General features: G+C 55.8%; 30 protein-coding genes. 14 read left to right on the forward strand and 16 right to left on the reverse strand.

Features of this window, described 5'->3' with window-relative positions; genetic code table 11:
- Positions 1-18: 18 nt before the first annotated feature.
- From pheT to P186_RS00170, 3 genes are all read left to right on the forward strand, one after another.
- Positions 19-1,575, forward strand: coding sequence for a phenylalanine--tRNA ligase subunit beta (pheT, locus tag P186_RS00160; protein ID WP_014287332.1), 1,557 nt, complete (start codon positions 19-21; stop codon positions 1,573-1,575).
- Positions 1,576-2,371: 796 nt separating this feature from the next.
- Positions 2,372-3,025: a hypothetical protein gene (locus P186_RS00165; RefSeq protein ID WP_148682536.1), complete on the forward strand. Its 654-nt coding sequence runs from the start codon at positions 2,372-2,374 to the stop codon at positions 3,023-3,025.
- A 363-nt stretch (positions 3,026-3,388) separates the two neighbouring features.
- Positions 3,389-3,745 (forward strand): hypothetical protein, encoded by a 357-nt coding sequence (locus tag P186_RS00170; protein WP_014287335.1) that lies wholly within the window; start codon positions 3,389-3,391, stop codon positions 3,743-3,745.
- Here P186_RS00170 and P186_RS00175 read toward each other — a convergent pair.
- The 4 genes from P186_RS00175 to P186_RS00190 form a co-directional block, all read right to left on the reverse strand.
- Positions 3,742-3,969, reverse strand: coding sequence for a hypothetical protein (locus tag P186_RS00175; RefSeq protein ID WP_014287336.1), 228 nt, complete (start codon positions 3,967-3,969; stop codon positions 3,742-3,744). The genes P186_RS00170 and P186_RS00175 overlap by 4 nt on opposite strands.
- 199 nt (positions 3,970-4,168) lie before the next feature.
- On the reverse strand, positions 4,169-4,441 hold the full coding sequence (locus tag P186_RS00180) for a hypothetical protein (protein WP_014287337.1): 273 nt from the start codon (positions 4,439-4,441) through the stop codon (positions 4,169-4,171).
- Positions 4,438-4,854: an aminoacyl-tRNA deacylase gene (locus P186_RS00185; RefSeq protein ID WP_014287338.1), complete on the reverse strand. Its 417-nt coding sequence runs from the start codon at positions 4,852-4,854 to the stop codon at positions 4,438-4,440. The genes P186_RS00180 and P186_RS00185 overlap by 4 nt, the downstream gene beginning before the upstream one ends.
- Positions 4,851-5,294: an archease gene (locus P186_RS00190; protein ID WP_014287339.1), complete on the reverse strand. Its 444-nt coding sequence runs from the start codon at positions 5,292-5,294 to the stop codon at positions 4,851-4,853. Before P186_RS00190 ends, P186_RS00185 begins: the two co-directional genes overlap by 4 nt.
- A 47-nt stretch (positions 5,295-5,341) precedes the next feature.
- On the opposite strand from P186_RS00190, the gene P186_RS00195 reads away from it, so the two are divergent.
- From P186_RS00195 to P186_RS00210, 4 genes are read left to right on the forward strand one after another with little or no spacing between them, the layout of a single operon-like run.
- Positions 5,342-6,007 (forward strand): orotidine 5'-phosphate decarboxylase / HUMPS family protein, encoded by a 666-nt coding sequence (locus tag P186_RS00195; protein WP_014287340.1) that lies wholly within the window; start codon positions 5,342-5,344, stop codon positions 6,005-6,007.
- Entirely contained in the window at positions 6,004-6,597 is a 594-nt protein-coding gene (locus tag P186_RS00200; protein WP_014287341.1) for an adenylate kinase, read from the forward strand. The genes P186_RS00195 and P186_RS00200 overlap by 4 nt, the downstream gene beginning before the upstream one ends.
- 22 nt (positions 6,598-6,619) lie before the next feature.
- Positions 6,620-7,174: a DJ-1/PfpI family protein gene (locus P186_RS00205; protein WP_148682537.1), complete on the forward strand. Its 555-nt coding sequence runs from the start codon at positions 6,620-6,622 to the stop codon at positions 7,172-7,174.
- Positions 7,161-8,189, forward strand: coding sequence for a sn-glycerol-1-phosphate dehydrogenase (locus P186_RS00210; RefSeq protein WP_014287343.1), 1,029 nt, complete (start codon positions 7,161-7,163; stop codon positions 8,187-8,189). Before P186_RS00205 ends, P186_RS00210 begins: the two co-directional genes overlap by 14 nt.
- Before the next feature lie 81 nt (positions 8,190-8,270).
- Here P186_RS00210 and P186_RS14145 read toward each other — a convergent pair whose 3' ends face one another.
- On the reverse strand, positions 8,271-8,471 hold the full coding sequence (locus tag P186_RS14145) for a hypothetical protein (RefSeq protein ID WP_237179428.1): 201 nt from the start codon (positions 8,469-8,471) through the stop codon (positions 8,271-8,273).
- A gap of 239 nt (positions 8,472-8,710) precedes the next feature.
- On the opposite strand from P186_RS14145, the gene P186_RS00220 reads away from it, so the two are divergent.
- A complete protein-coding gene (locus P186_RS00220; protein ID WP_014287345.1) occupies positions 8,711-10,015 on the forward strand; it encodes an NAD(P)-dependent malic enzyme in 1,305 nt (434 codons plus the stop codon).
- 4 nt (positions 10,016-10,019) lie between these two features.
- On the opposite strand, the gene P186_RS00225 is transcribed toward P186_RS00220, so the two are convergent.
- From P186_RS00225 to P186_RS00235, 4 genes are all read right to left on the reverse strand, one after another.
- Positions 10,020-11,249: a citrate synthase/methylcitrate synthase gene (locus P186_RS00225; RefSeq protein WP_014287346.1), complete on the reverse strand. Its 1,230-nt coding sequence runs from the start codon at positions 11,247-11,249 to the stop codon at positions 10,020-10,022.
- Between the two features lie 131 nt (positions 11,250-11,380).
- Positions 11,381-12,595, reverse strand: a complete 1,215-nt coding sequence (locus tag P186_RS14150; protein ID WP_014287347.1) for a zinc ribbon domain-containing protein — start codon at positions 12,593-12,595, stop codon at positions 11,381-11,383.
- On the reverse strand, positions 12,592-12,762 hold the full coding sequence (locus P186_RS13975) for a hypothetical protein (protein WP_014287348.1): 171 nt from the start codon (positions 12,760-12,762) through the stop codon (positions 12,592-12,594). Before P186_RS13975 ends, P186_RS14150 begins: the two co-directional genes overlap by 4 nt.
- 136 nt (positions 12,763-12,898) lie before the next feature.
- Positions 12,899-13,462 (reverse strand): DUF4443 domain-containing protein, encoded by a 564-nt coding sequence (locus P186_RS00235; RefSeq protein ID WP_014287349.1) that lies wholly within the window; start codon positions 13,460-13,462, stop codon positions 12,899-12,901.
- A 55-nt stretch (positions 13,463-13,517) separates the two neighbouring features.
- Here P186_RS00235 and P186_RS00240 point away from each other — a divergent pair, with 55 nt between their 5' ends.
- On the forward strand, positions 13,518-14,873 hold the full coding sequence (locus P186_RS00240; RefSeq protein WP_148682538.1) for a RuvB-like helicase: 1,356 nt from the start codon (positions 13,518-13,520) through the stop codon (positions 14,871-14,873).
- An 11-nt stretch (positions 14,874-14,884) separates the two neighbouring features.
- Here the strand turns inward: P186_RS00240 and P186_RS00245 are convergent, their stop codons facing one another.
- From P186_RS00245 to P186_RS00255, 3 genes are read right to left on the reverse strand one after another with little or no spacing between them, the layout of a single operon-like run.
- On the reverse strand, positions 14,885-15,397 hold the full coding sequence (locus P186_RS00245; protein WP_014287351.1) for a hypothetical protein: 513 nt from the start codon (positions 15,395-15,397) through the stop codon (positions 14,885-14,887).
- On the reverse strand, positions 15,394-16,902 hold the full coding sequence (locus P186_RS00250) for a M50 family metallopeptidase (RefSeq protein WP_014287352.1): 1,509 nt from the start codon (positions 16,900-16,902) through the stop codon (positions 15,394-15,396). The genes P186_RS00245 and P186_RS00250 overlap by 4 nt, the downstream gene beginning before the upstream one ends.
- 27 nt (positions 16,903-16,929) lie before the next feature.
- Positions 16,930-17,502 carry a hypothetical protein gene (locus P186_RS00255; protein ID WP_148682539.1) on the reverse strand — a complete coding sequence of 191 codons (573 nt, stop codon included), beginning with the start codon at positions 17,500-17,502 and terminating at the stop codon, positions 16,930-16,932.
- Positions 17,503-17,549: 47 nt separating this feature from the next.
- Here P186_RS00255 and P186_RS00260 point away from each other — a divergent pair, with 47 nt between their 5' ends.
- Positions 17,550-18,236, forward strand: coding sequence for a DUF2208 domain-containing protein (locus P186_RS00260; protein WP_014287354.1), 687 nt, complete (start codon positions 17,550-17,552; stop codon positions 18,234-18,236).
- Here the strand turns inward: P186_RS00260 and rpl12p are convergent.
- From rpl12p to P186_RS00275, 3 genes are all read right to left on the reverse strand, one after another.
- Positions 18,225-18,554 carry a 50S ribosomal protein P1 gene (rpl12p, locus tag P186_RS00265; RefSeq protein WP_014287355.1) on the reverse strand — a complete coding sequence of 110 codons (330 nt, stop codon included), beginning with the start codon at positions 18,552-18,554 and terminating at the stop codon, positions 18,225-18,227. The genes P186_RS00260 and rpl12p overlap by 12 nt on opposite strands.
- A 41-nt stretch (positions 18,555-18,595) precedes the next feature.
- Entirely contained in the window at positions 18,596-18,799 is a 204-nt protein-coding gene (locus P186_RS00270; RefSeq protein ID WP_014287356.1) for a hypothetical protein, read from the reverse strand.
- 151 nt (positions 18,800-18,950) lie between these two features.
- Positions 18,951-19,478: an ATP:cob(I)alamin adenosyltransferase gene (locus P186_RS00275; RefSeq protein WP_014287357.1), complete on the reverse strand. Its 528-nt coding sequence runs from the start codon at positions 19,476-19,478 to the stop codon at positions 18,951-18,953.
- 125 nt (positions 19,479-19,603) lie between these two features.
- Between P186_RS00275 and prpB the strand changes: the two genes are divergently transcribed.
- Entirely contained in the window at positions 19,604-20,530 is a 927-nt protein-coding gene (prpB, locus tag P186_RS00280) for a methylisocitrate lyase (protein WP_148682540.1), read from the forward strand.
- Positions 20,523-21,884, forward strand: coding sequence for an MmgE/PrpD family protein (locus tag P186_RS00285; RefSeq protein ID WP_014287359.1), 1,362 nt, complete (start codon positions 20,523-20,525; stop codon positions 21,882-21,884). Before prpB ends, P186_RS00285 begins: the two co-directional genes overlap by 8 nt.
- Here the strand turns inward: P186_RS00285 and P186_RS00290 are convergent, their stop codons facing one another.
- Positions 21,885-22,850 (reverse strand): NAD(P)/FAD-dependent oxidoreductase, encoded by a 966-nt coding sequence (locus P186_RS00290; RefSeq protein ID WP_014287360.1) that lies wholly within the window; start codon positions 22,848-22,850, stop codon positions 21,885-21,887. It lies immediately after the preceding gene.
- 76 nt (positions 22,851-22,926) lie between these two features.
- Between P186_RS00290 and P186_RS00295 the strand changes: the two genes are divergently transcribed.
- Entirely contained in the window at positions 22,927-23,403 is a 477-nt protein-coding gene (locus P186_RS00295) for a 30S ribosomal protein S19 (RefSeq protein WP_148682541.1), read from the forward strand.
- 1 nt (position 23,404) lies between these two features.
- Positions 23,405-23,845, forward strand: a complete 441-nt coding sequence (locus P186_RS00300; protein ID WP_014287362.1) for a 30S ribosomal protein S17 — start codon at positions 23,405-23,407, stop codon at positions 23,843-23,845.
- Positions 23,846-23,890: the final 45 nt, after the last annotated feature.

Here is a 23,890-nt window from a genome sequence, read left to right on the forward strand (position 1 = left end):
TTGGGCTTTCCTAAACCAGTGCCTGTTATAGACATTGCGAAATTCGACATAGAGAGGCTGACAGGTCTCAAATTCGAGGAGGTGGCGAAGCTACTGGAACACGTCAAGTGCGAGGTGGAGGAGGCCGACGGCGAGAGGGTAAAGGTCGAGGTTACTCATGACAGGCCGGACCACTTCTCCGCGGAGGGGCTTGCCAGAACCCTAAAGGGCGTCGCAGGCGTCGAGACGGGACTCCCAGTTATCAAGCTGGGGCCCTCCCCCATTAAACTCGTCGCTGGGCACATAGAGGAGAGGCCCTACATCTCCATGGCGGTGGTTAGGGGAGTCCGGCTAGACGACGAGGCGGTGAGGCAACTCATACAGCTACAAGAAAAGATACACGAGACCTACGGCAGGGGGAGGCGGCGGATAGCCATCGGCTACTACGACGTCTCTAAGATAAAGCCGCCTATATACTACAGAAGGATTTCACAAGATGACGAGTACACGCCCCTCGGCTTCGACAAGCCGATAAAAGTTAGAGACATGTACCAGCTAACTGAGCAGGGCCGTAGGTACAGCCCCTTGATCCACATAGAGCGGCCCCCGGCGCTGGTGGACTCGGCAGGGCAGATAATGGTCGTGATCCCAGTCCTGGGCTCGGAGTGTTGTAAAATCACCGAACGCACCACCGACGTGCTGATAGACGTGACCGGCACCGATCCCCGCGCCGTCGTCAACGCCCTATCCATATTGATATACGCCCTCCTCGAGCGGAGCGGCCCCAGGCAGGTGGAGTTGGTCGAGGGGGGTACGGGCTACAGCCACGAATACGTAAAGATAGAGACCGACGAGAGGGCCGTGGGTGATCTACTCGGCGTGGAGCTCAGCCGGGCCGACTTTCTTAGGTATGTCAAAATGGCGCGCTTCGATTACGTGGACGGCCACGTGGTGGTGCCGCCCTACCGCATTAACGTACTGTCGTGGGTAGACGTGGCCGAGGAGGTGGCCGTGATGATAGGCTACAACCAGCTACCCAGGGAGGCTCCCAGGGTCATGGCGGCTGGGAGGAGGCACCGCGTCGAGGTGGCGACGCAGGAGCTACGGAAGTCCCTACTCTCGATGGGCTTTACAGAGGTGAATAACTACGTCTTGACAGACGACTCGGTGGGAGATTTCTGCAGGCCGGCGCGGGTGGCCAACCCCATATCTGAGCTCTACACCACCGTGAGGTGCTCCCTAGTTCCGCAACTCGTGGCAACAGCCGCCGCAGTCAAGAGGCGGGAGGTTAAGCTATTCGAAGTAGGGGAAGTGGTGCGGGAGGGCAGAACAGTCAGAGCCCTCGCCCTCCTCATAAGCCGCGAGGGGGCGACGCTTACAGACGGGCTATCTGCAATAAAAGCGCTGTGCCACCGCCTCGGCTGGAGCTGCAAGTTTAAGCCGCTGGAGGCGGCGTGGGCCCTGCCCAGCAGAGCCGCCGAGGTTGTGGGAGACGTCGCGGGGTACGTCGCGGAGGTAAACCCCGACATCTTGACAAAGCTGAGACACACAACGCCCACCGTGGCCGCCGAGCTGTTTATACACATGCAATCGTAGCCCCCTCTCTGCCTCCCCACACCCACATGCGCCGCGCGCCCACCGGCCAGCGCCAGACACGCGTAGTGGATTCCAGCCTCACGTACCTCAGGGCTTAAAGCTAGCCGCAGCTTTCTGCCCCCATATACATCCCTCCCGACCTCTCGTCACACGTTTTACCTAAATCAGGAGGTTCATACGACGTGAGGACAGGTAGAATGTATAGGGGCCGCGCACGGCGCAGTGGCAGAAAAAGCTACCGGAGCAGGAGAGGAAAATCCTCTCGTTCCACAGCTAGGCTGGGGGCGATTGCGACTAAGGAACAGACTGGGCGAATACAGAAGGAAACTGAAGGAGCTGGAAGGCAATGAAGGTTTAAGTACCCACGTCACCGGAGGCATGATGCCCTAGACCGCCACGGCGACGCGTTCGCCGAGTTTGAAGAGCCAATCCCTAAAAGTCAATGAAAGAAGTTTTTAACCTGTTGTGTATATTTTCCTAGTGTTAGTTATACAAGTAGGCTGTGAGGTGTTTAGGCATCTGCTCAGATCAGAATAATCGTTGGAAGGTATCTAGAGCTCTACCGCAGAGGCCCCTCGGCCGAGGTGGTGTCCAAGCTATTATTCTTTACACTTTACGGAGAGGGCGAGCCCGTATTAAGATCACCAGAGCGCTTCACCATATATCTAAAAGGGCCGTTTATGCCTATAGACAAGCTTGCGGAGAGGTGCGGAATAGACGTGGTTCGGGTAGGCGACTCGTATTACGTCAAAAACCGGGAGAGGTCGCGGCGGAGGGCGCGGCGGCGCTTAGACGCATGGGGCTCGGCGAGCTCGCCGAGACGGCCATGAAAGTGGTTGAGGCCTACGGCCGTAAATCAGAGGAGGAGCTCGCGGAGCTAGCCCTTAAAAAACTCGGCTTGGAGGGGGACGTAAAAGCCCTGGCGTTCAACGTAGATCTAAACGCGTATCTAGACTTCCGGCGCAGGTTGAAGGAGACCCTGAAAAAACAAAATACACAGACGAAGTCGAAGAATTCCCCGACCTCTTCAGCAATGTTTAAGAACGTACACCTCTTCGCTGACACAAGCGTCTTGGCGCGGATAGTCTACGCAGTTGCGGCGACGCGCGTCTCGAAAAGACCTAAGCCGCTGGTAGAAATAGCGATGGAACAGGGCTTGGTTATCTACATTGATAAAGCCGTAAATAGGGAGCTCCCCGATGCGTTAAAAAACATATTAAAATCGGTGGATCGGGCGAGGCACGGCTGGCCGCATCTCGATGTAGAGTCCATGTTTAACATAGCCCTGACGGCCTATTCCGATCTCGCCCAATCACGCCACATTAGGATCGTGGAGGACGGCGGAGCCCTCGCTAGGCAGAGGCGCGCACTGGAGAGTAGAGAGACGCGTAGGGTGTGTTGGAGCGAAAAAGTGAATGAATACACTACTGTCCCTCGGAGGATATCCTAGAGGTACTGGCCTCTCTGCTGTACTCATACGACCTACTCGCCACAGGCCTAGGAGGACGGTCGCCGGCATAACCAAGGGAATCTTACTGTTTCTAACAGAAGACAAAAAACTCGCCGCCTTTGTGGAAGAAAAGTTATCGTGCAACGATTGCGTATGCAGAGGATTAATAAAAACTATGAGGTATCGGGAACTTATACAGTGGATAAAGAGCTTGGCTATGTAATCCATCAACAGCTAAGGAATATACCCCCATCTCCGCTCATCTGGCAACTCCGCCCGGGCACGCCGAAAGGCCGGCCCACGCCCCGCGCCGCCCGAACTGTATATGAGCTAATTCTTAAATAGAGCCAAAACCCCAACTACGTGGACGAGATAGACACGCTACTGAGGAAAAAAGCCCTAGAGCTGGCCAAGACGAGCAAGAGGGAGGAGCCGCCCAAACAGAAGGTCGTAACAGGCGAGGAGGCTGTCCAAATCGTGAGGAAGATAACCAAGGGCGAGAGAGCCGGCGAGATAATTGAAAACGCCCTGGCTCTGTATCAACAACACGCAGTCGCACTCTTCAAAAAAATAGCAGAGCTACACCTACAAGGCGTAATAAAGGAGTTGGAAGACTACGAACTCTACCAAATACTGCTGAGGGCGGGCATGAGGGTACCAGTGAAGACCGAGGTGAAGATAGTGAGACACGGAAGAGAGTATAAACTAGGCGAGGCCTAGCCCCCGTCTAGGTAAACCGCGTAGAGCTCCGACACCAGCCCCCTCCAGTCAAACCTCCTAGACGCGTAGTCGACATACCTCCGGGCCAGCTCCCTCTTCTCCCTCTTCACGTAACGCATACAGCGCCTACAGCCAAACCAGATATACGACCTATCCTCCACAATCTCCAAAGCCCCACCACAGAGGGGACACCTATTAGCCACCTCGACAACGGTCAAATCCATGTAACCTGCCCCCCGCCCCTTAAAAAGACAAACAGATAAATTAACCACCTCCGTTTAAACCAACCACCTCCCCCTAGCCGTGATAAAACTCATACTCAAGCTAGTAGGCGCCGAGAAAAAGAAACTAATAGAACAGCTAAAAGACGACATGGAAGTGATATAGCTTCCAGCGATGTTCTGAGACCCAATCCAGGGGACACTAGCAAATTGTAAATACCGGCAGGTTTTTTCTTTCTCTGAGGTCGGCTTGGGCCTCTAGGTAGAATTTCTTAACTTCTCTACATCTACTTAGCCAAAACTCGTCCTCCCCCCTCTCGGCCTCGAGCACAAGCACCGCGGCCCTCGCCACGTATTCAAGCCGCGCGTAGAAGTCCTCCGGGGGGTTCGGCAACTCCACCCCCACAGCCTTGGCGTACTCCACGATGAGGAAGGGGCGCCTCACCGCCTCCCAGAGGAAGTCGTAGAAGCTCACAGATCTATCGGCACGGCGACGCCTCTCTCCACAAGTGTAAGCGGCCGGAATTTCAAAAGACTGTGGTCGTCGCCGCCTCCCCCATATACGTACTCCTCCTCTAGTAGTTCTCTGTCTATGTAGACTGGTATGGGGAGGACGGGGGGAACCCCGCCGACGGCGTAGCCGGTGACGCTGAGTACCTCCTCGGGGGTGGCCATGCGGCACCCGAGTCTTTCTAAATCGAGTTTCTTGACGCCTCGGAGTACGTAGGCCCTGTACTCGCCGCCGCAGTTAACAACGAGGGTCTTTATAATTCTGCTCTCGTCTACGCCCACAGCCTTGGCCGCTTGTCTTACTGTACGCACAGGCTCCCCCAGCCTTATCAGTTGTCCAAACTCCTCTAGAGCCGGTCGTCCCGCGCCGAGGCTCATATATCGACGACGTACTGCAACACCCAGTAGTCCCCCACCTTCCTTATCTCCATCATGTGGAAAGTCATGGCCTTCACGATGAGGCCCGTGAAGCCGTGCTTCTCAATGTCGTACCGCTCGCCGTATACCGTCGCTCTTACGACGTATTTCTCGCCCTTATCCACGCTCAGCTCAATCTTTCTGCTCAAGGCAAATTTCTCGGCATCGAATAGGTAGAGGAGCTCATCAATCCACTTGAACAAGAGGCCCTCCAAGTCGTCGTACTCGATCACCACTGACCTGCTCTCCCTTGGCTCTACCCGCTGGCTGTGGTACGTCAAGTCGGCGAGGGCCACCGCGGCGTTTTTAAACGCCTCCTCTAAGGTACAGCCGAAGGCCTGCACCAAGACGTCGGCTGTGTGCTCGCCGTATCTATAGTCGCCGGGCTTGCCGCAGGTCACAGCTCCCGTGGAGATATCTGTTTTAAATCGTTAATCTCGTCGTAGTTATGAAAATCCAGGTAGCTCTCGACTTGGTGGATCTTAGAAAGGCGGTGGAGCTGACAAGGGAGCTCTGCGAGGCGGGGCTGGAGGTGGTGGAGGCGGGGACCCCCCTCATTAAGATGTTCGGGATGCCCGCGGTAAGCGCCTTGAAGACCGCGTGCCCCAGAGCCGAGGTTGTGGCCGACTTGAAAACCGCCGACGTGGGGAGCCTCGAGGCGAGGATGGCTAGGGAGTTCGGCGCGGACTGGGGCACCGTCCTCGGCGCCACCAATATAGAGACTATAGAGGAGTTTGTGAGGGAGGGCAGAGCCGTCGGCCTTAAGTCGGCGGTGGATCTAATCGGCGTCGGCGACCCGCTGAGCCGGGCGCGGGAGATCCTGCAGAAGGCGCGCCCCGACCTCTTCGTGGTGCACCTCGGCATAGACGTGCAGAGGAGGACAGGGCTCAGATTTGAAAATCTCCTCGAAGTGGCGTGGAGGCTGAGAGACGAAGGCGTCGGCGTGGCCATCGCCGGCGGCATCACCGAGCGGGAAGTGGAGCTAGTAGCTAGAAGCGGGAAGCTAATTGACGTTATAATAGTGGGGAGGGCTATCGTCGGCGACCCGTCGCCTAGAGCGAAATTTGTAATGATTAATAAAATTTTAAAACACACCAACGCCGTGGCTTTGTGAAAATAGTAGTTGTCGCTCTGCCGGGGAGCGGCAAGACTACAATAATGAATTTCATTAGACAACGACTACCAGACGTCAAGATCGTGAATTATGGAGATGTCATGTTTGAAATAGCCAAGCAGAGGTTCGGCATACAGCACAGAGACGAGATGAGGAAGAAGATTCCAGTAGAGGAATACCGGAAGATACAGGAGGAGGCCGCCGAGTACATAGCGTCTCTCCCCGGCGACGTGTTGATAGACACCCACGCTTCTATTAAAATCGGAGGGGGGTACTACCCCGGTCTGCCCGACAGGATAATCTCAAAGCTGAAGCCCGACGTAATTCTTCTGATTGAGTACGATCCAAAGGTCATTCTGGAGAGGAGGAGGAAAGATCCGGGGAGGTTTAGAGACGTGGAAAGCGAGGAGGAGATAGAAATGCAACAACAAGCCAATAGGCTATTTGCATTCGCCGCCGCGAACGCCGGCGAGAGTACGGTACATGTACTGAGTTTCAGAGGCCGCCCCGAGAGCAGACCTTTTGAACATGCAGAAGCCGCGGCTGACTACATCGCCAACCTTATTTTGAGATCTAGGCAGAAGTCTTAAATATCCTCTTGTTGTGGAGGGCATGCCCAAGGCGTTGATATTTGTAATTGACATGGCAAAGAGAGAGGAGTACTCCGTTTTGAAGAACTTCTTGACAAAGGCAGGCTACGAGGTTAAATCCGCCGTCGGCTCCAGAGACGTAAACATCAACTACGACGTAGATTTCATGACCATGTCCGCCGACGACGCCGCCAAAATCGCCGACGAGTACGACCTACTGGGGCTGGCAGGAGGCTACAAGATCTACTACCACGTGCTGGGAAAAAAGCCCCCCTTGAAGATATGGGACCTAAACATAGACCTAGCAAAGCTAAACGCAGTCGTTGACAAATTCCACAGAGAAGGCAAGACAGTCGTGGCCCCGCTTGCCGTGCCGGGCTATCTAGCCCAGCTAGGCCTGTTAAGAGGCAAGGAAGCCACGGTATACCCCACCACCGAGCTCATTAAAATACTTAGAGAGGGGGGTGCTAAGTTTGTAAACCGCCAGGTAGTCAGGAGCGGGGGCGTGGTAACCGTGAAAGACATCACCACCACAAGCGAAAAAGAGTTTATAGAAGTTTTCCGTGAAGCAACTTGAAAGTTTTGAAATCCCACGTACAGTAATATTTGGACCTGGTGCCATAACAAAGACCCCGCTCGTCGTCGCCGGGTTAAGAGCTGGAAAAATACTCATCGTAACGGGGAGATCTACGACGTTGCACTACGCCAGCCAGGTAGCTCAGCTACTCAGCGGGTACACCGTCGACGTAGTTAAATACGACGAGGTTGACCTAGAAAAGACGGGGTACGACCTAGTGCTGGGCGTGGGCGGCGGCAGACCTCTCGACATGGCTAAGGTATATGCATACATACATAAGAAGCCGCTGGTGGTAATCCCCACCTCGGCAAGCCACGACGGCATCGCGTCTCCATACGTCTCCTACGTGCTGTCGAGGAGAATGTATTCTCGCGGCAAGATAGTGGCGCCCCCCACCGCGATCATAGCAGACACCTCGGTAATACTAAGCGCCCCGTCCCGTCTGTTGAGAGCCGGCATAGGCGACCTGCTGGGGAAAATAGTGGCTGTGAGAGACTGGCAACTGGCGCATAGACTCAAGGGAGAGGAGTACAGCGAATACGCGGCACACCTCTCCCTCACCAGCTACAGAATCGTGGCCTCCAACGCCGCGAGGATACGGAACTTCGCAAGGGAGGAGGACGTGAGGGTCTTAGTCAAGGCGTTGATAGGTTGCGGAGTGGCCATGGGCATAGCCGGCTCCTCGCGGCCGTGTAGCGGCTCGGAGCACCTATTTGCACACGCCATCGAGATGCGCCTACAAGAGAAGAACGACGAGGCTATCCACGGAGAGCTCGTAGCTATAGGCTCCATCGTCATGGCCTACCTCCACGGAATAAAATGGCAGAGAATAAAGAAGATAGCCGAGACTGTAGGCCTCCCCACCACGTTAAAACAAGCCGGCGTAGATATCGACCTCGCCGTAGAGGCGCTCACCACGGCCCACAGCCTACGCCCAGATAGATACACAATACTCGGAGATGGAATTGACCGCGAAGCCGCTAGACGCGCCCTGGAAAACACAGGCCTTCTCTAGAAAAATTATAAACTCGGGAGCAACGAGACGTGGTGATGCAGAGGTTTCCGGAGCGATAGATGAGCGGAGCCGTGGAGCTGACTAGTAGAAATCCGCCACGTCTGCGTCAAGCAGATTAATAATAGGCGCGTCGAGAGGTATAAAGACTGCGTACTCCTCTGGTAGCCTCGGCGACGCCACGACACCCCTATCCCCATAAAAAACCGCCCCTATCAACTTTCTACTATGTGGGAAGTACAGCCACCCAGACGCCCACAGCTTACTATCTATTTTTATATACATACCCTCAATATCTACTATTTTTATCTTTCTTGTAAAATTTTTATCAAATAATTTCTTAATATAGGTCTTTGCTAAATTACACAACATTACTTTCATAATAGTTTTTCTATATTTTATTTTTATCATACATTTACTACTATTGAATCTGCTTCTATAGATTTTTATATTTACCTTGGTATTGGTGAATCCGCTTACCACGGCTCTGCGAAATATTTAATTATATATCTGTTACAGTTTCCGTGACAGAGAAGTGGTATCAGCTCTCCGTAGAGGTACATAAAAAATACGGCGGCAAAATATCGATCATTCCAAAAGTCCCCATTAGCTCAATGGAGGAATTTGCCATATACTACACCCCAGGAATCGCAGAAGTCTCTAGACAAATACACAAAAACCCAGAGCTAGCCTTTGAGCTAACCTCAAGGTGGAATATCATCGGAGTCATTACAGACGGCACGAGGGTGCTGGGCCTCGGAAATATTGGGCCAGAAGCCGCCTATCCGGTGATGGAGGGCAAAGCCCTGATTTTTAAATATCTCGGCGGCGTCGACGCCATACCCATCCCCATAAGAGTGAAGACGCCGGAGGAGTTCATCTCAGTCGCAAAGGCCCTCGAGCCAGCGCTGGGCGGGGTCAACCTCGAAGATATCGAGTCGCCGAAATGTTTCTACCTTCTTGACAAGTTGAGAAAGGAACTGCAGATACCCGTGTGGCACGACGACCAGCAAGGCACGGCCACGGCCACCCTTGCCGGTTTAATAAACGCCCTGAAGCTCGTGGGGAAGAAGATCAGCGACGTCACCATAGCGCTTGTGGGAGCCGGGGCCTCTAATATCTACACAGCCCGCATATTAATCAAATACGGGGCAAAGCCGGGCAACCTCATACTAGTAGATAGCAAAGGCATTCTACACCCAGAACGCGACGACATCGACAAGATGATGATTGAAAACCCGTGGAAGTACAAATACGCCATTGAGACAAACGCAGAGAGGCGCCGCGGCGGCATACCCGAGGCCATGAAAGGCGCAGACGTCATAATCGCGGCGTCGAGACCAGGCCCCGGCGTGATAAAGAAGGAGTGGGTAGCCTCAATGAACAAAGACGCCATCGTATTCGCCCTGGCCAACCCCGTCCCCGAGATATGGCCGTGGGAGGCAAAAGAAGCCGGCGCTAAAATCGTGGCGACAGGCCGCAGCGATTTCCCCAACCAAGTTAACAACTCACTAATATTCCCAGCGGTGTTCAGAGGCGCACTCGACGTGAGAGCCACTACTATAACCGACGAGATGCTCATTGCGGCCGCGGAGGAGGTGGCCAAATTCGCAGAGGAAAAAGGCATACACGAGGAGTACATAATACCCAAAATGACTGAGTGGGAGGTCTATGTCAGAGAAGCCGCCGCAGTCGCCGCAACCGCCTCGGCGCAGAAGGTAGCCAGGATACCACGGTCCTACAACGAGGAGCTAGAAGTAGCGAGGACAGTCATCGGGAAGAGCATAAAGACCCTCGAAATTTTAATGAGGGAAAAAATTATCGAGTAGTTTTTCACCTCTGTTCAATCGGTACGTACTGCAAATCGTGGGGACCAACGTAGCAAGCCCTGGGTCTGAATATTCTGTTGTTCTCCCAGTACTCCAGTATATGCGCAACCCACCCAACTACTCTCGACACGGCGAATATAGGCGTGAAGTACTCGTAGGGCACCCCCATGTAGTAAAAAGCTATGCCAGACCAGAAATCTACGTTGGGGTAGAGCCTCCTCTGCTGGAAGTAGGGGTGGTTCAAGACCTCGTGCTCAATAGCGCTGGCAATCGCGTATAGATTCTTAGGATCGCCGAACTTAGCGACGTAGTTTTTTGAAAACTCCCTAAAAATCTTCGCCCTCGGGTCATAGGCCTTATACACCCTGTGCCCAACTCCCATCAACTTAGGGCCGCCGGGCTTAGTCGCGGCCTCCACTACGTCCCTCGCCTTCGATGGGTCGCCTATCTCTAGGTAGCTCCTAACCGCCATTTCGTTAGCACCTCCGTGGAGCGGACCCTTCAACGCCGCCACGGCGGCGGCCACAGCGGAGTAGAGATCGCTGAGGGTAGAGGCAACGACGTGCGCCGTGAAGGTGCTGGCGGGGACCTCGTGGTCGGCGTGAAGCATCAGGTAGAGGTCAATCCCTCTGACGGCGAGTGGATCGGGCTCTTTTCCAAACATCATGTAGAGGAAGTTGGCTGAGTGCGACAGGTCCTCCCTGGGCTTTACAATATCGAGGTTGCGGGAGAGTCTGTAGTGGTAGGCCACTATGGTGGGCATCTTCGCCACGAGCTTCTCAGCAATTTTATACGCGAGCTCCTTTTCCTCTGCCTTGTACCGGCCTAACCTCAGCGCCTCGGCGAGCTTGTGATTATCCTCGTCGTAGGCTCCTTCTGCGGCGACGGCCGCCTCAAGTGCAAACATGGGGTGGGCCTTTGCGAGGTTTCTAATTACTTCGATGGTCTCTGGACGTAGATCTCTGTTCTTCCGCAACCTGCTCACATAGTCCTCGAAGTCTTTTTTAGTAGGTAGCTTCCCGTACAGTATGAGGTACGACACTTCTTCGTACGTTGAGTGCTGGGCTAGATCCTCTATTCTGTAACCTCTGTACCAGAGGATGCCCTTGTCGCCGTCAATGTCGCTTATTGATGTGTTTTTTATCAGTACGTCTTCTAGGCCGTGGATGATTGGGCCGCATGGAGACTGTAAAATTTTGCCTCCTGTTCTTATTTGAACAGCTTGTTCACTCATAAGTATTTTAGCTATACTTCTAAATTTATATTGTGTTTGATTAATCGTGTAAGAATATTTTCACTTAAGTCGAATCTAGGTGCTGATCTGCTCGGACTGACCTCCTCCCGTCCTGAGGGGCGGGGGCTCCTCTAGGGCGGGTCATAGGCGCCCTCGTCCCCTGCCGGGATTATGGCGCCCGGCGGGGTCATGGGGCCGGCCCGGGCCAGCACGGCGGGCCACCTGGCTTTAACAGTACGCTCCGCCCTCAGCACAATAGCAGACCACTCCTCCAGCTGTCTTTTGTCCACTGTGGATAGTGCATGTCTGACCACCTCGGCGTATTTCGGCTCCAGCTCCTCCGCGGCTTTCTTCAGAATGTTTAACACGGCCGCAACGTCTCTGTGGACCCAGTGGCCGTGGGGGCAGAGCCCCATCTTGGGGCCGAGGGGGAACGACAGAGGCTCTCTGTGTACTGGGCAGGTCTTGGAGTACCTGCTGGCTGACACAAATACAAACCTCAAACCGCGCTCCGCGGCTCTGTCCCGTACTTTTCCTACTACGGCTTTGATAGGCATCTGCTTAATGCGGTGCCTAAGCCCGGCGCTTTTCGCCCTCTCCACCATCTCCTCCTGAGGCCTTCTGCCCAAGTCCTCAGCGACGAGGATCACCGGCTCTCTCGTAAGCTCATGAGCTATCTTGTTAACTCTATCCCGCTTCCTCTTCCCCTCCCTAAGCCTCTTCACCCTCTTTCGAAACTCCCTAGTGTGGACGCCGGAGAGCTTCCTCCCGCTCACCTCCACGGAGAGCCCCTCGGCCCACTTGCGTCTAATCGCGGCGTAGCGCTTGGCCAGCCTGCCGAAATCTGTCTTGAACACCTTAATCGAGGTGGAGGGCTGCACCCACTTGCGGTTCCACTGGGCAACTCTGTCGGCTGAGGCCTTAAGATCGACTCTAGCTACCACCACTGTGTTATCGTTCACGTCGAAGGCCGCAACGGCGGCGGGCTCTTTTTCCGCCTCTGGCTCCACCTCGTATGTAAACATGGCGTATACCCTGTTCTTCACCCGCCTCAGCCTAATCGTAGACGCCCTCTTGGCCCTCCCACCCCTGACAAGCCACTCGAAGAGCCAGAACCGCTTGTGCGGCCACAGCTCCGCGGCGTGCCTCCCAGACATGAGCCTTATGGATAGAGCGGTCGCCGAGTCAAAGCGCCACGTCCTCTCGTCTACGTAAGGCGCTACGCGCCTCACCTCAGGAGGCCTCCCGCCCGCCTCGGCCCAAGAGTTGTAGGCCTCGACCGCTTCCTTGACGGCTTGCTGGGCGTATGCAAACGGTAGCCCGGTCTGTTTCACGACCTCCTTCACCTCATGCCATACACGGAAGTAGCTGGCTCTCCTCCCCCATACTTCTCCACGAGGTACTCCACCGCCATCCGCTTCACCTTTCTGTATCCCTTCTCCAGCTCTAGGAAGTCGAGGAATTGGTTGCCGTCCAGCAGAAGCGGAACAGCGACAGAGCGTCTAGCCACCATGTCCAAATTGAAGCCTCGTTTAAAGCCTTACCCCGCCCTAAAGGGCGAGGCTTGTGGTCGTCTAGAATCAGATAGGATGCCGCCTGTCACCTATCCTGCGGGTTCTAATCATCACAGGTTTGGTGTAGATCCTATTTTAAAGTCTTAGCGCGTCGTGGCACATCAACTCTATTGGCGTGAGGGCGTCTGCGAAGGTGTCGCCGCAGGTGATGACCACCGAGGTGTCTTGTGCTATGTGGTGTTCTAGTTTTTTTGCGAGGTTGGCGTGGTATTTTTCTAGTGGCTCTCCGATGGGGGGGAGGTATGTCTTGCCGCCTTTTTTCTCAATTATCAAGGCGCCGCATGCGCCTAGCCTCACCAGCGAGTCGCGTATCTTGATGACGTCTCCCAAGGCGCCTCTTACTACGTGTGCCACGCACCTCCGGCCGCAGAGTAGGTCTTTGGCTTCCTCTACGGCGAATATGCCGCCTATTCCGCAGATGTCGAGTGCGTCTTTTAGAAATGTCTGACCTGCCTCGGTTATCTTGACTCCCCCCTTCATTATCAAGACGTGGCCGAACTCCCGGCCGCCTTCGAGTAGTGTTCTGACGATTCCCTCGCCGATTTTGAGCTCCTCCGCCAGATTCTTCCGGCCTCGTGGGGTGTTCGACGTGCTGAGTAACGCGAGTAGCTGTAGATACGCCACCTCGCGGTTCTTCACATGTCTTAGTTTCCCGCGCCTTAAAAATTTTTAAAAGGGATACATGGAGGGTGTCATGTCGTCGGTTAAGATTGAGGAAGTTAGGACACAGTTCGAGCGCTTCGCCGCTCACAGCCACATTAAGGGCCTCGGCGTCAGGGAGGGGAAGGTGGAGTTCGTCGGCGACGGGTTTGTGGGGCAGACAGAGGCGCGGGAGGCGGCTTACATAGTGGTGAAGATGATTAAGGAGGGGAAATTCGCTGGGAAAGGCGTGTTGATCGTAGGGCCGCCGGGCACCGGCAAGACGGCGCTGGCCCTGGGTATCGCGAGGGAGCTGGGTTCCGAGACTCCGTTTGTGGCGCTTTCCGGCGGGGAGATATATTCCCTGGAGGTTAAGAAGTCGGAGTTTTTGATGAGGGCGCTTAGGAGGGCGATTGGGATAAAGGTGAGGGAGTGGAGGAAGGTGTACGAGGGGGAGGTGAGGTCGCTGGAGTTTAGATACGGCCGCCACCCCTACAACCCGTATATACAGAGGGTGCTCGGCGCCACTATTAAGCTGAGGACTAGGGACGAGGAGAAGACGTTGAGGATCCCGGCTGAGATTGCGCAGCAGCTGATTGAGCTGGGGGTGGAGGAGGGCGACGTCATTATGATTGACGAGGAGACAGGCGCCGTGTCTGTGGTGGGGAGGGGGGAGGGCGGGGAGCAGTACGACATAGCTGTGAGGAAGAGGGCGGAGTTGCCCAAGGGCCCCGTCTACAAGGAGAAGGAGATTGTGAGGTTCTTCACGCTTCACGACGTCGATATGTCTCTGGCGAGGCAGAGAGGTCTAATCTCCGCCATGATTTTCGGATTTGCCGAAGAGGTTAAGGAAATCCCAGACGAGGTTAGGAGGCAGAGTGATGAAATTGTGAAGAAGACTGTGGAGGAGGGCAAGGCGGAGCTTGTGCCGGGGGTTTTGTTTATAGACGACGCCCATCTCCTGGACATCGAGAGCTTCTCGTTCCTCATGAGGGCTATGGAGACTGAGTTCGCCCCGATTATCATCATGGCCACTAATAGGGGGATAGCTAAGATTAGGGGGACCGACGTGGAGTCGCCCCACGGGATACCGCAGGACATGTTGGATAGGCTGGTTATCATCCGCACAAGGCCCTACACGGCCGACGAGGTGAGGGAAATCATAACGATTAAGGCTCGTGAGCAGAACGTGCCGCTTGGGAGAGACGCCCTCGAGCTCTTGACCGCAATAGGCGCGGAGCACTCCTTGAGATATGCGCTTCAGTTGCTCACGCCGGCTTATATAATAGCCAAGGAGCGGGGCAGATCCACGGTGACGAGAGAGGAGGTGGAGTACGTCAAGAGGCACTTCGTATCTGTGAAGGAGTCTGTGGAGTACGTCAAGTCGCTGGAGGAGAAGTTTTTGAGATAGGGCTCGGCTCGCTAAGCCTCTTCTATTGTAAAGATCTTGGCTTTTAGACCTCCCTCGCCTCTCTTTTTCACCCTCTTCTCCACCACGTAGACGTTGTAGATGGCGTATAGTATCAACACTTGGCCTATGTCTAGGTATATCTGGGTGGTGTTTTTCACCGTTATGGTGTAGAAGAGTGGGTATATCGCCACGCCGTAGCCCGGCGGGGATGATGTAAATAGGAGGGTTAGGTAGTGGAACGCGGCGGTTGCGATGGAGAGCGTCGCCAGCGTCCACCTGGCGCGGTCGTTGGGCTTTGTGAAGAAGGTGGCCACCACGGCGGCGAAGAGGAGAAGTGTAAAGACCACCGTAACTCTCCACATATACAGCCACAGAGGCGGCGCAGACACGGCCTTGACGCCGTCTGGGGTGAGGATTTTGTTAGGCGGGGGCCTGAAGGCGTCTGAGACAAATACCTCAACTGGCAGAAAGGCGGACGCCGCGGCGAGAGCCGCCACTATGGCTACCAAGAGCCAGAGCTTCATCTTATCGACTGCAGAATTCTGTACTGCTCTCCCAACACGCCGAGGGCTATGTTGAAGATAAGCATGGCGGCGAGGACCCACGTCACTGCGCTTACCACGGCGTTGCCCCTCTTCTCCCCCAGCCTCCGCTGAATCGCCGCGGCGAGTAGCTGCCCCCCGTCTAGTGGGTATATGGGCAACGCGTTGAGCACGGCGAGGCCGTAGTTCACCACAATTAGCCAGAACACGAGTTTTGTGAAGTCGGTGTTGTACAACTGGTCCCTTTTTATAGGCCCCGCGTCGTAGCCGATCATGGGCAGGCTACCGGGCCCCAGCCCGTAGAAAATCTTCCCCCCCTTCTCCACCAGCGTCACGTTAAAGACGTGGAGCGTGCCGTTTCTCTCCACGTAGACCCTAACCGAGTCCCCCGCTCTGCACACAGCCCTCGTCTCAATTACTGCGCTTAGTAGCTGGCCGCTCGTCGGCGTTTCCCACGTCCTGCCGCAACCCTCTATCTTCGTCACCACGTCCCCCGGCCTGACGCCGCCGAGGTACAGCGAGCCGTCTGTGTAGAGCCAGTTTATCCTGGGGGGCGTGGTGAAGCTTGTGTAATCCAGCGTGACTTCGTATCGATGCAGCCACGAGGCGGCGACGAGGGTCACCTTGTCGCCTGGCTTGCAGTTGACAGTTTTGTTTATTCCCATAAGCGGCCCGAGGCCGGCGAGCACATTTAACTTCGTCAACAGGTCATCAGGGGTGTAGACGGCGTCCTGTAGCCCGCAACCGTGGATTCCAATAACCCTGTCTCCTGGCTGGACGCCGTAGGCCGGGACGCCGAACACCGCGCCTTGTAAGCCGGCCCAGGCGCCGGCGACCCCTAACAACATCGCCGACAGCGCCACAACGACGTTTACAGCGACGCCGCTCGCCAAGACGGCGAGCTTGGCTTCTGTATTTGCCTTCTTGAACTGCTCCTCGTCGGGCTCTACAAAAGCCCCGCTTAGGATGTAGAAGAGGGAGAAGACCCCGACGGACCTCACCGGGATCCCGTATCTCAAGGCAGCGTATCCGTGCATTAGCTCGTGCAGAACGACGCCGACAGCGACGGCGACAGCCATGTAGGGCAGTTGATCCCATGGGAGTGTGACTCCTGGGATAATTGGAGTAACCCCGGCTGAGCGCGCCGCGGCCTCCTCCGGCGGCGCCCCTCTGAAGAGCGCGCCGAGGGCGTTTAAAGTACCTCCAACCAACATGTAGAGAAAGCCCCATAAAATCTGGACCTGCCCGTCTGGCCTCACAAAGGGGATAGCCACGAATACAGGCACCGCGAAGAGAGTCAGCGCCACGACGAGGTAGGCTCTGAGAGGTACAAAACTCAGCCTCCTAGTAAACGCCTCGACGTACCTTACGAGCCTCTCGCTCTTCCAGTAGATGGCTAGGAAATACCTCACGGCGCTTCTATTCAACAGGTATACGATGCCAACCAGCACGAACCAGCTGATGGCCAGTGCTAACAGCCCGTCCACGACCCCTAAACGAACTGTATATTAATTTTAGACCTCCAGCGAGGCCCCCGCCCCCAGCCTATAGACGTTGAATTTCTTCTCCAGCTCCTTGGCGAGCTGAGGCGCCGTGTGCATAGCTACGACGCACCGCACCCCCAGTAGCCTAAGCTCCGCCGCTACTCTGTGGAGCAGGTAGGGGCTGTAGCTGGTGCCGCCCAGCCCCCCGACAAAACACCGGGCCTTCACCCCCCTCTGCGAGAGCTTGTGGTAAGGCACGGAGAAGAGGCCGCAGGGCGACACCACCACCCCATCTACATAAAGAATGTTCTCCCCACGTTCTTTAAACACCTTGTACCTGACCCCAAGCACCACCAGCTCAACGTCGAGGGGTGGGTTCACGACGGGGATCTTATACAGCCCAAACCCGCCGGAGTGGTGCTCGTTGCCGGCGACCCCCACCACGCCGATTGACGGCTTGGCCTTCGACTTCGCGGCGAATTGCAAGGCGGCGTCTCTACTACAGCTGTCGAACAAAACCGCGTCGTTTATCAAGACTCCAAATCCGTGGCTAGGCTCAAGCACTCCTGGGTGCTCAGAACACACGGCAGTTATCCTCACCACGTCGAGATGTGGAGAACGTATTTAAACTGATTAGCAAATGGCGAGGCATGAGGCGAGCCGTGCTGAGCGTGGCGTCGATACTAGTTTTCTCAGCGATTCTCACCTTCTTCCCTGGCGAGTACTTCACAGCTATATTACTGTACTTCGTCCTATTCTTCGGAGTCTCTATACTAATGGGGGTGAGGTCGTACAGGAGAGGCATGGCAACGGTGCAGGAGGTGTCTAAAGGCCGCCCCATAATTGAAATAGATGAGAAAGAAGTTAATAAACTCTTAGAAAAAGATAAAGAGCTTGTAAATGAGTATAAAAAAATGGTCAGGGGGTCATTTCTGCCGATGTTAACACTACCTCTATTTATACTACTAGCCACGTTCCTATTTCCAACACTGCCGCCCGCAACCGAGTCGGCGCTTGGCCCCAGCATAGGAAAGCTCCCCGCGAGATTTCTCGGCTACGTGGCTGTATTTGGCATATTCACCTTGATCTCCATGGCGACTTTCAAGCCGCCTACCGCCCCGAGGATAGTGAGGAGTCTAAAGGTGTACGACGCCGGCCTCGTCATAGACAAGAGTCTGGGCCTCAAGGCGCCTATAGAAGTGGCGGATTACAAAGTCAGCGAGGAGAGGAGATTTATCGAATTTAAGCTAAATAACCAAATATTTAGAATCTACTACAAAGATATAAAAGAGCTTGATAGTGTTTTATCTAAACTAGTTAAGCCTCTAAAACAGTGAAGCCAGCGAGCCGGCGATTTCCTCCTCGCTCGGCCCCTTCTTCTCCTCTTCTTCTTTCTTCTCCTCAGCCTTTGCAGGCGCTGCGGGGGCGGCCCCGCCGGCTGCTGGCGCCGCCGCGGGCGCCGCGGCGGCCACCGGCGCAAACGCCGCCGACTTAATAGCCTCCTCTATGTTTACCTCCTTGAGAGCCGCCACGAGAGTCTTTATCCTAACCTCGTCTGGCGAAATGCCTGCCGCCTGCAGTACCTTCGCCAGATTCTCTTCGTTTATCTCCTGCTTAGCGTAGTGAAGCAACAACGCCCCGTATATGTACTCCATGGAAAAGGTCGGGAAGGAGGCATTTAAAAATTTTAGCCACCCTACACCTCTTCGATCTTCACGTTCTTAGACTTGAGCTCTGCCAAAACCTGCTCTGCCTTGTCTGGGGGGAGTTTAATAGTGTAGAGATACCCGGCGAGCCTGGCCTTAAGCTTCACGTAGTCTTGATAGCGCCTTACCCGGACCTCCTCAGCCTTCTCCCCGTACTGCTTCCAAATCGCCAGCAAGAACACCTCTTTTGGCATAGCCCACAGTAGGGAGGGGTATATAAAATTTGGCCGGGGTAACCCACCAGGCTCATTCGCCCCCCTACAGGGGAGTTGCCCAGGGCGTTTCCTATATATCCACATGTATATATTCTTTACGGCCGGCAAATACCTCCACGACTCCAGGCCCCTAGCTCACGCTTCTGTGTCTGTACTTGATATGGGGGAGGGTTCTCATCACCTCGAAGGCTAGGTTGGAGAGCTGGTTTAACAGCTTGGCCCCGGCGGACTCTCCCAGCGTGACCAGCCTCCTCTCGGCCCACCTAATCCACACCCGGGCTTCGTCCACCGCCGAGCACTCGGGGGAGGCGCAGGCTATCCAGCTTCTAAGCGGCTCCTCAGGCGCCGCGGCGTAGGCCAGCTTCAGAGCCCTCTTGTACAGCGCGGTGGCTGTGTCTAGGTACTCCGCCTTCCCGGTGGCTAGGTAGAAGCCGAGCTCCATCACGGCGAAGGCCACGAGGCGCATGATCCGGGCCTGGGGGCGGGGCAGGAGGTTAGCCGCCTTGTGGCTGTACACCACCGCCGAGTCCAGCGCGCCGAAGAGCTTAATCAACGGGTCGTCCTTCCTCGCCCTCCTAGCCTCCCCCCTCCAGTATACCAAAGTCTCTCCACCATCACCCGGACATGCAAAGAGCAGTAGACATGGTTTAGACAGCACTACACCTCCCCAAAGTCTAAATATAAATGAATCAGTCAAAATGCCGTGATGAGGCCGCTGAGCTTGGAGTGGTGACGTAATTTCAGCCGGCTGAATTGTTAAGAGTGTGTAGAAAGTTGGGGGATATGTTGTTTAGAAAGTCTAGGGCGGACGGCGCCGCGCTGTTGAGAGAGGAGTTGCGGAGGCCCGGCATCGTGCTGGTCCCCGGCGTCTTCAACGCGTTGACTGCTTTAATGGCCCAGCAGCTGGGCTTCAGGGCTGTGTACGTATCGGGGGCGGCTGTCACGGCCTCCATGGCCTTGCCCGACCTCGGCTTGATAACTCTCGACGAGATGGTAAAGACCGTGAAGTACATTGTAGACGCCGTAGATGTGCCAGTGATTGTAGACGCCGACACGGGCTACGGCGAGGCGCTCAACGTCATGCGCGCCGTTAGGGAGTTTGAGGCGGTGGGCGCCGCCGGGATTCAGCTAGAGGATCAGGTCCTGCCGAAAAAGTGCGGCCACCTCAGCGGCAAGGCCGTCGTGCCGCCGGACGAAATGGCTAAGAAAATCCGCGCCGCCGTGGAGGCCCGGAGAAGTCCAGACTTCGTCATAATCGCACGGACAGACGCTGTTGGGGTGACGGGGTTTGAGGATGCGGTGGAGCGGGCCCAGCTCTACCTAGAGGCGGGGGCCGACGTCATATTCCCAGAGGCCCTCCGGACTGAGGAGGAGTTTAGAGAATTCGCCAGGAGGGTCAAGGCCCCGTTGCTTGCCAACATGACGGAGTTCGGCGTCTCCCCCCTCATACCGGCCAGGCGGCTGGAGGAGTTCGGCTACAAATTTGTAATTTTCCCAGTCACCGCGCTGAGGGTGGCTATGCACGCCATTAGAGAGGTCTTCAGAGCTATAATGAACGAGGGGACGCAGGAGCGGTGGCTGGACAAGATGTTCACACGGAAGGAGCTCTACGACTTGATTAAGTACTACGACTACGAGAAGTTGGACACAGAAATTTCTAGACATATAGACAATATTTATAAGAGCGGGCGGGGTGGGCGCCATGGATAGAGTCACGAAGATCCTGGCGGAGTACACCAGCGCCGTAGACTACTCCAAGGTGCCTCTAGAGACTCGTCACGAGGTTAAGCGCAGGATCATCGACTCCATGGCGGTGGCCTTCGCGGCGTACAACGCAGAGCCCGTGGCTATCGCCAGGAGAGTCGCGTCGAAATTCGCCACTTCGAGGGGGGCCAGGCTGCTGGGCACGCGCTACGAAACCACGCCAGACTGGGCCACTTTTGTAAACGGCCTCATGATCCGCTACCACGACTACAACGACACCTACCTCTCCAAAGAGCCCCTCCACCCCAGCGACTTGATCGGCGCCGCCCTGGCGGTGGGCGACTACGTCGGCGCGGAGGGGACAGACCTCATCACAGCCGTAGCCATAGGCTACGAGGCGTCGGTCACCTTCTGCGACGGCGGAACCCTGCGGAAGAGGGGCTGGGACCACGTCAATTTCCTGGGGATTGGCAGCGTGCTGGCCGCCGCCAAGCTACTACGCCTCGACGCGGCCAAGACACAGCACGCCCTGGCCATCTACGCCGTCCCCCACGCCGCGATGCGCCAGACGAGGGTGGGCGAGCTGTCTATGTGGAAGGGCGCCGCCGCCGCCAACTCAAGCCGCAACGCGGTATTCGCCACGTTGCTCGCACAAGAGGGCTACACGGGTCCCTACAAGCCGTTTGAGGGGGAGATGGCCTTCTTCAAGCAACTGTTGCAGGGCGACTTCGACCTGGGTGTGTTGAAGAGCATGGAGGAGGGGAGGCCGCCCCGTAGGATACTCGACACGTACATCAAGCCGTACCCAGTGGAGTACCACGCCCAGACCGCCGTCGAGGCCGCCCTGAAGCTCAGGGAAAGGGTCAGAGTTGAGGAGATCGAGAAGATTAGGATAGACACCTACGAGGCGGCCTACACAATCATCGGCCCCAAAGACCCCGAGAAGTGGGACCCCCACACCAAGGAGACGGCGGACCACTCCATAATGTGGATCACCGCCGCGGCGTTCTTCTGGGGCCCGATAAAAATAGAGCACTACAGAGACGTGAGGAACCCCGCCGTCCTCTCCCTAATGAAGAAGATAGAGGTCAACCTCGACCCGGAGCTCGACAAGCTCTACCCGCAGGCCTTCCCCACAGTAATTACGGTCTACACCAAGGGAGGGGGTAAATACACCGAGAGAGTGGACTACGCAAAGGGGCACCCCAAAAACCCCATGACCGACGCCGAGCTTGAGGATAAGTTCAACACACTAACCCGCGACGTACTGCCGGAGGAGGCTAGGAGGAGGGCGCTGGAGATTATGTGGAGACTGGAGGACTACAGCGCGGCGGACCTCCTCGAGGCTCTTGTAAAGTAGCTATTTTTTCTCTGCTTTCCAATCTACGAGGCTGTGCACAGGCCTGCCCTTCATTTTCATTACGTGCGCCGTGGCTGAAAGCGCCGCGGCGACCCCCATGGCGGCTGAGATCACGGCTTGTTTATAGGGGTAGGCCACTATGTCGCCGGCGGCGAACACCCCCGGCGTCTTCGTCCTGCCTTCCCAGTCTGCGATGATTTCGCCCCTCTCGTTTAGATCCACTAGGTGCCTTACGAAGTCGCTCTTGGTGACGTAGCCCACTTCTACAAAAACCGCCGCGACTGGAAGCTCCTGCACCTCTCCGGTCTTCCTGTTTTTCACGACGACGGCTCTCACCTTTGTATCGCCTTTTATCTCCACCACCTCGCTGTTGGGCACAAGCACAGCCTTGCCGAGCTTCTTTGCCTGCTCTAGAAACTCCTCGTCGTGGATTGGCCTCTCCGAGGGGAATATCCAGTAGAACTTGTTAGAGGTGGAGGAGAGGATTGTCACAGGCTCCCTCGCCAAGTCGCCCCAGCTGACCAGGGCGATGTCTTGCCCTTTGAAAAACGGCGCGTCGCAGATGGTGCAGTAGGAGACGCCCTTGTTTTTAAACTTGGCCTCGCCCGGCACCCCCAGCTCCTTCGGCGTCTTGCCAAACGCCAGTATCAAGGCGAGGCTCTTGTACTCGTCGCCGCCCTCGGTCCTCACGACAAACACGTCGCCCTGCTTCTCCACGGTCTTAACCTCGTCGAATATAATCTCAGCGCCGAAGGTCCTCGCCTGTTGCTCAACTCTCTTGGCGAGCTCAGGCCCCGAGATTTTGTGGATAGCTGGGTAGTTCTCGATGAGAGTCGTCATGTTGAGCTGGCCGCCGAGGTCCTTGCTGATCACCAGCGTCTTCAGCCTCTGACGCGCCGTGTACAACGCCGCGGACAGCCCGGCGATGCCCGCGCCTACGATAATCACATCGTAGTCCACCTCCATGACCACCGTTTCCAATGTCCATTTTTAAGATTTCTACAGCAGTAAAGTTTTTAAAAGGGGTCCATTGGCCACCTTCGTGTCTTCAAAAGAGCAGGAGGCTCAGAAAGGCAAGCAGGGCTGGATCACTCCGGCGGTGATACCGCCGGAGGAGTGGGCCACTTTTAGATACCGAGGTAAGACGCTGGAAGAGTTGCTAAATATGCCAATGGACGAGTTTATTAAACTTCTGCCAGCTCGCCAGAGGAGGAGCCTAAAGAGGGGGCTGAAGCCAGAGCACAGAAAGCTACTGGAGAAGATCAGGAAGGCCAAGAGGCTGGCCGCTCAGGGGAAGAAGGTCGTGATAAAGACCCACGCCCGCGACATGATAATATTCCCAGAGATGGTCGGCTTGACTATCCAGGTGTACAACGGCATCACCTACATACCTGTGTACATATCGCCGTGGCACATAGGGCACTACCTAGGCGAATTCGCACTAACGACGAAAGTCGTGCAACACGGCGAACCCGGGCTGAAGGCCACGAGGTCCTCGCTACACATAGCGGCGAAGTAGTATGACCACGGTCAAGCTCCAGGCAAGGCCAAAGCCAGGCGACACCTTTACGCTACCTAATGGAAAGAGGGTAGAGGTGAGGGACATAGGCGTGCCCTACGTCCTGCCGCCAGCCGCCGTCTGCGACGACCCGCTCTGCCCGTGGCACGGCCATTTAAAAATTAGGCTGAAGCTCCTCGAGGTGACCGTCGAGAAGGTGAGGATGCACAAAGCCGCCGTGGTGACCCACGAGTGGGTACACTACATCAGGAAGTACAACAGGTATGAGCGCAGGAGGAGGAGAATGAGGGTGAGAGTCCCCGAGTGTATCGAGGTGAAGCCGGGGGACAAGGTGATCATAGCAGAAACGAGGCCGCTCTCCAAGACAATATCCTGGGTAGTCATAGGCAAAAAGGAGGACGTAACTGAGTGGACTGCCAAGCACGAAGTCCTGGGGACCTAAACTAGCAACCATAGGAGGCCCGAATAGGATTCGTACTGCGTCAAT

Origin of the sequence: Pyrobaculum ferrireducens, assembly GCF_000234805.1 — an archaeon.
Classification (GTDB): domain Archaea; phylum Thermoproteota; class Thermoprotei; order Thermoproteales; family Thermoproteaceae; genus Pyrobaculum; species Pyrobaculum ferrireducens.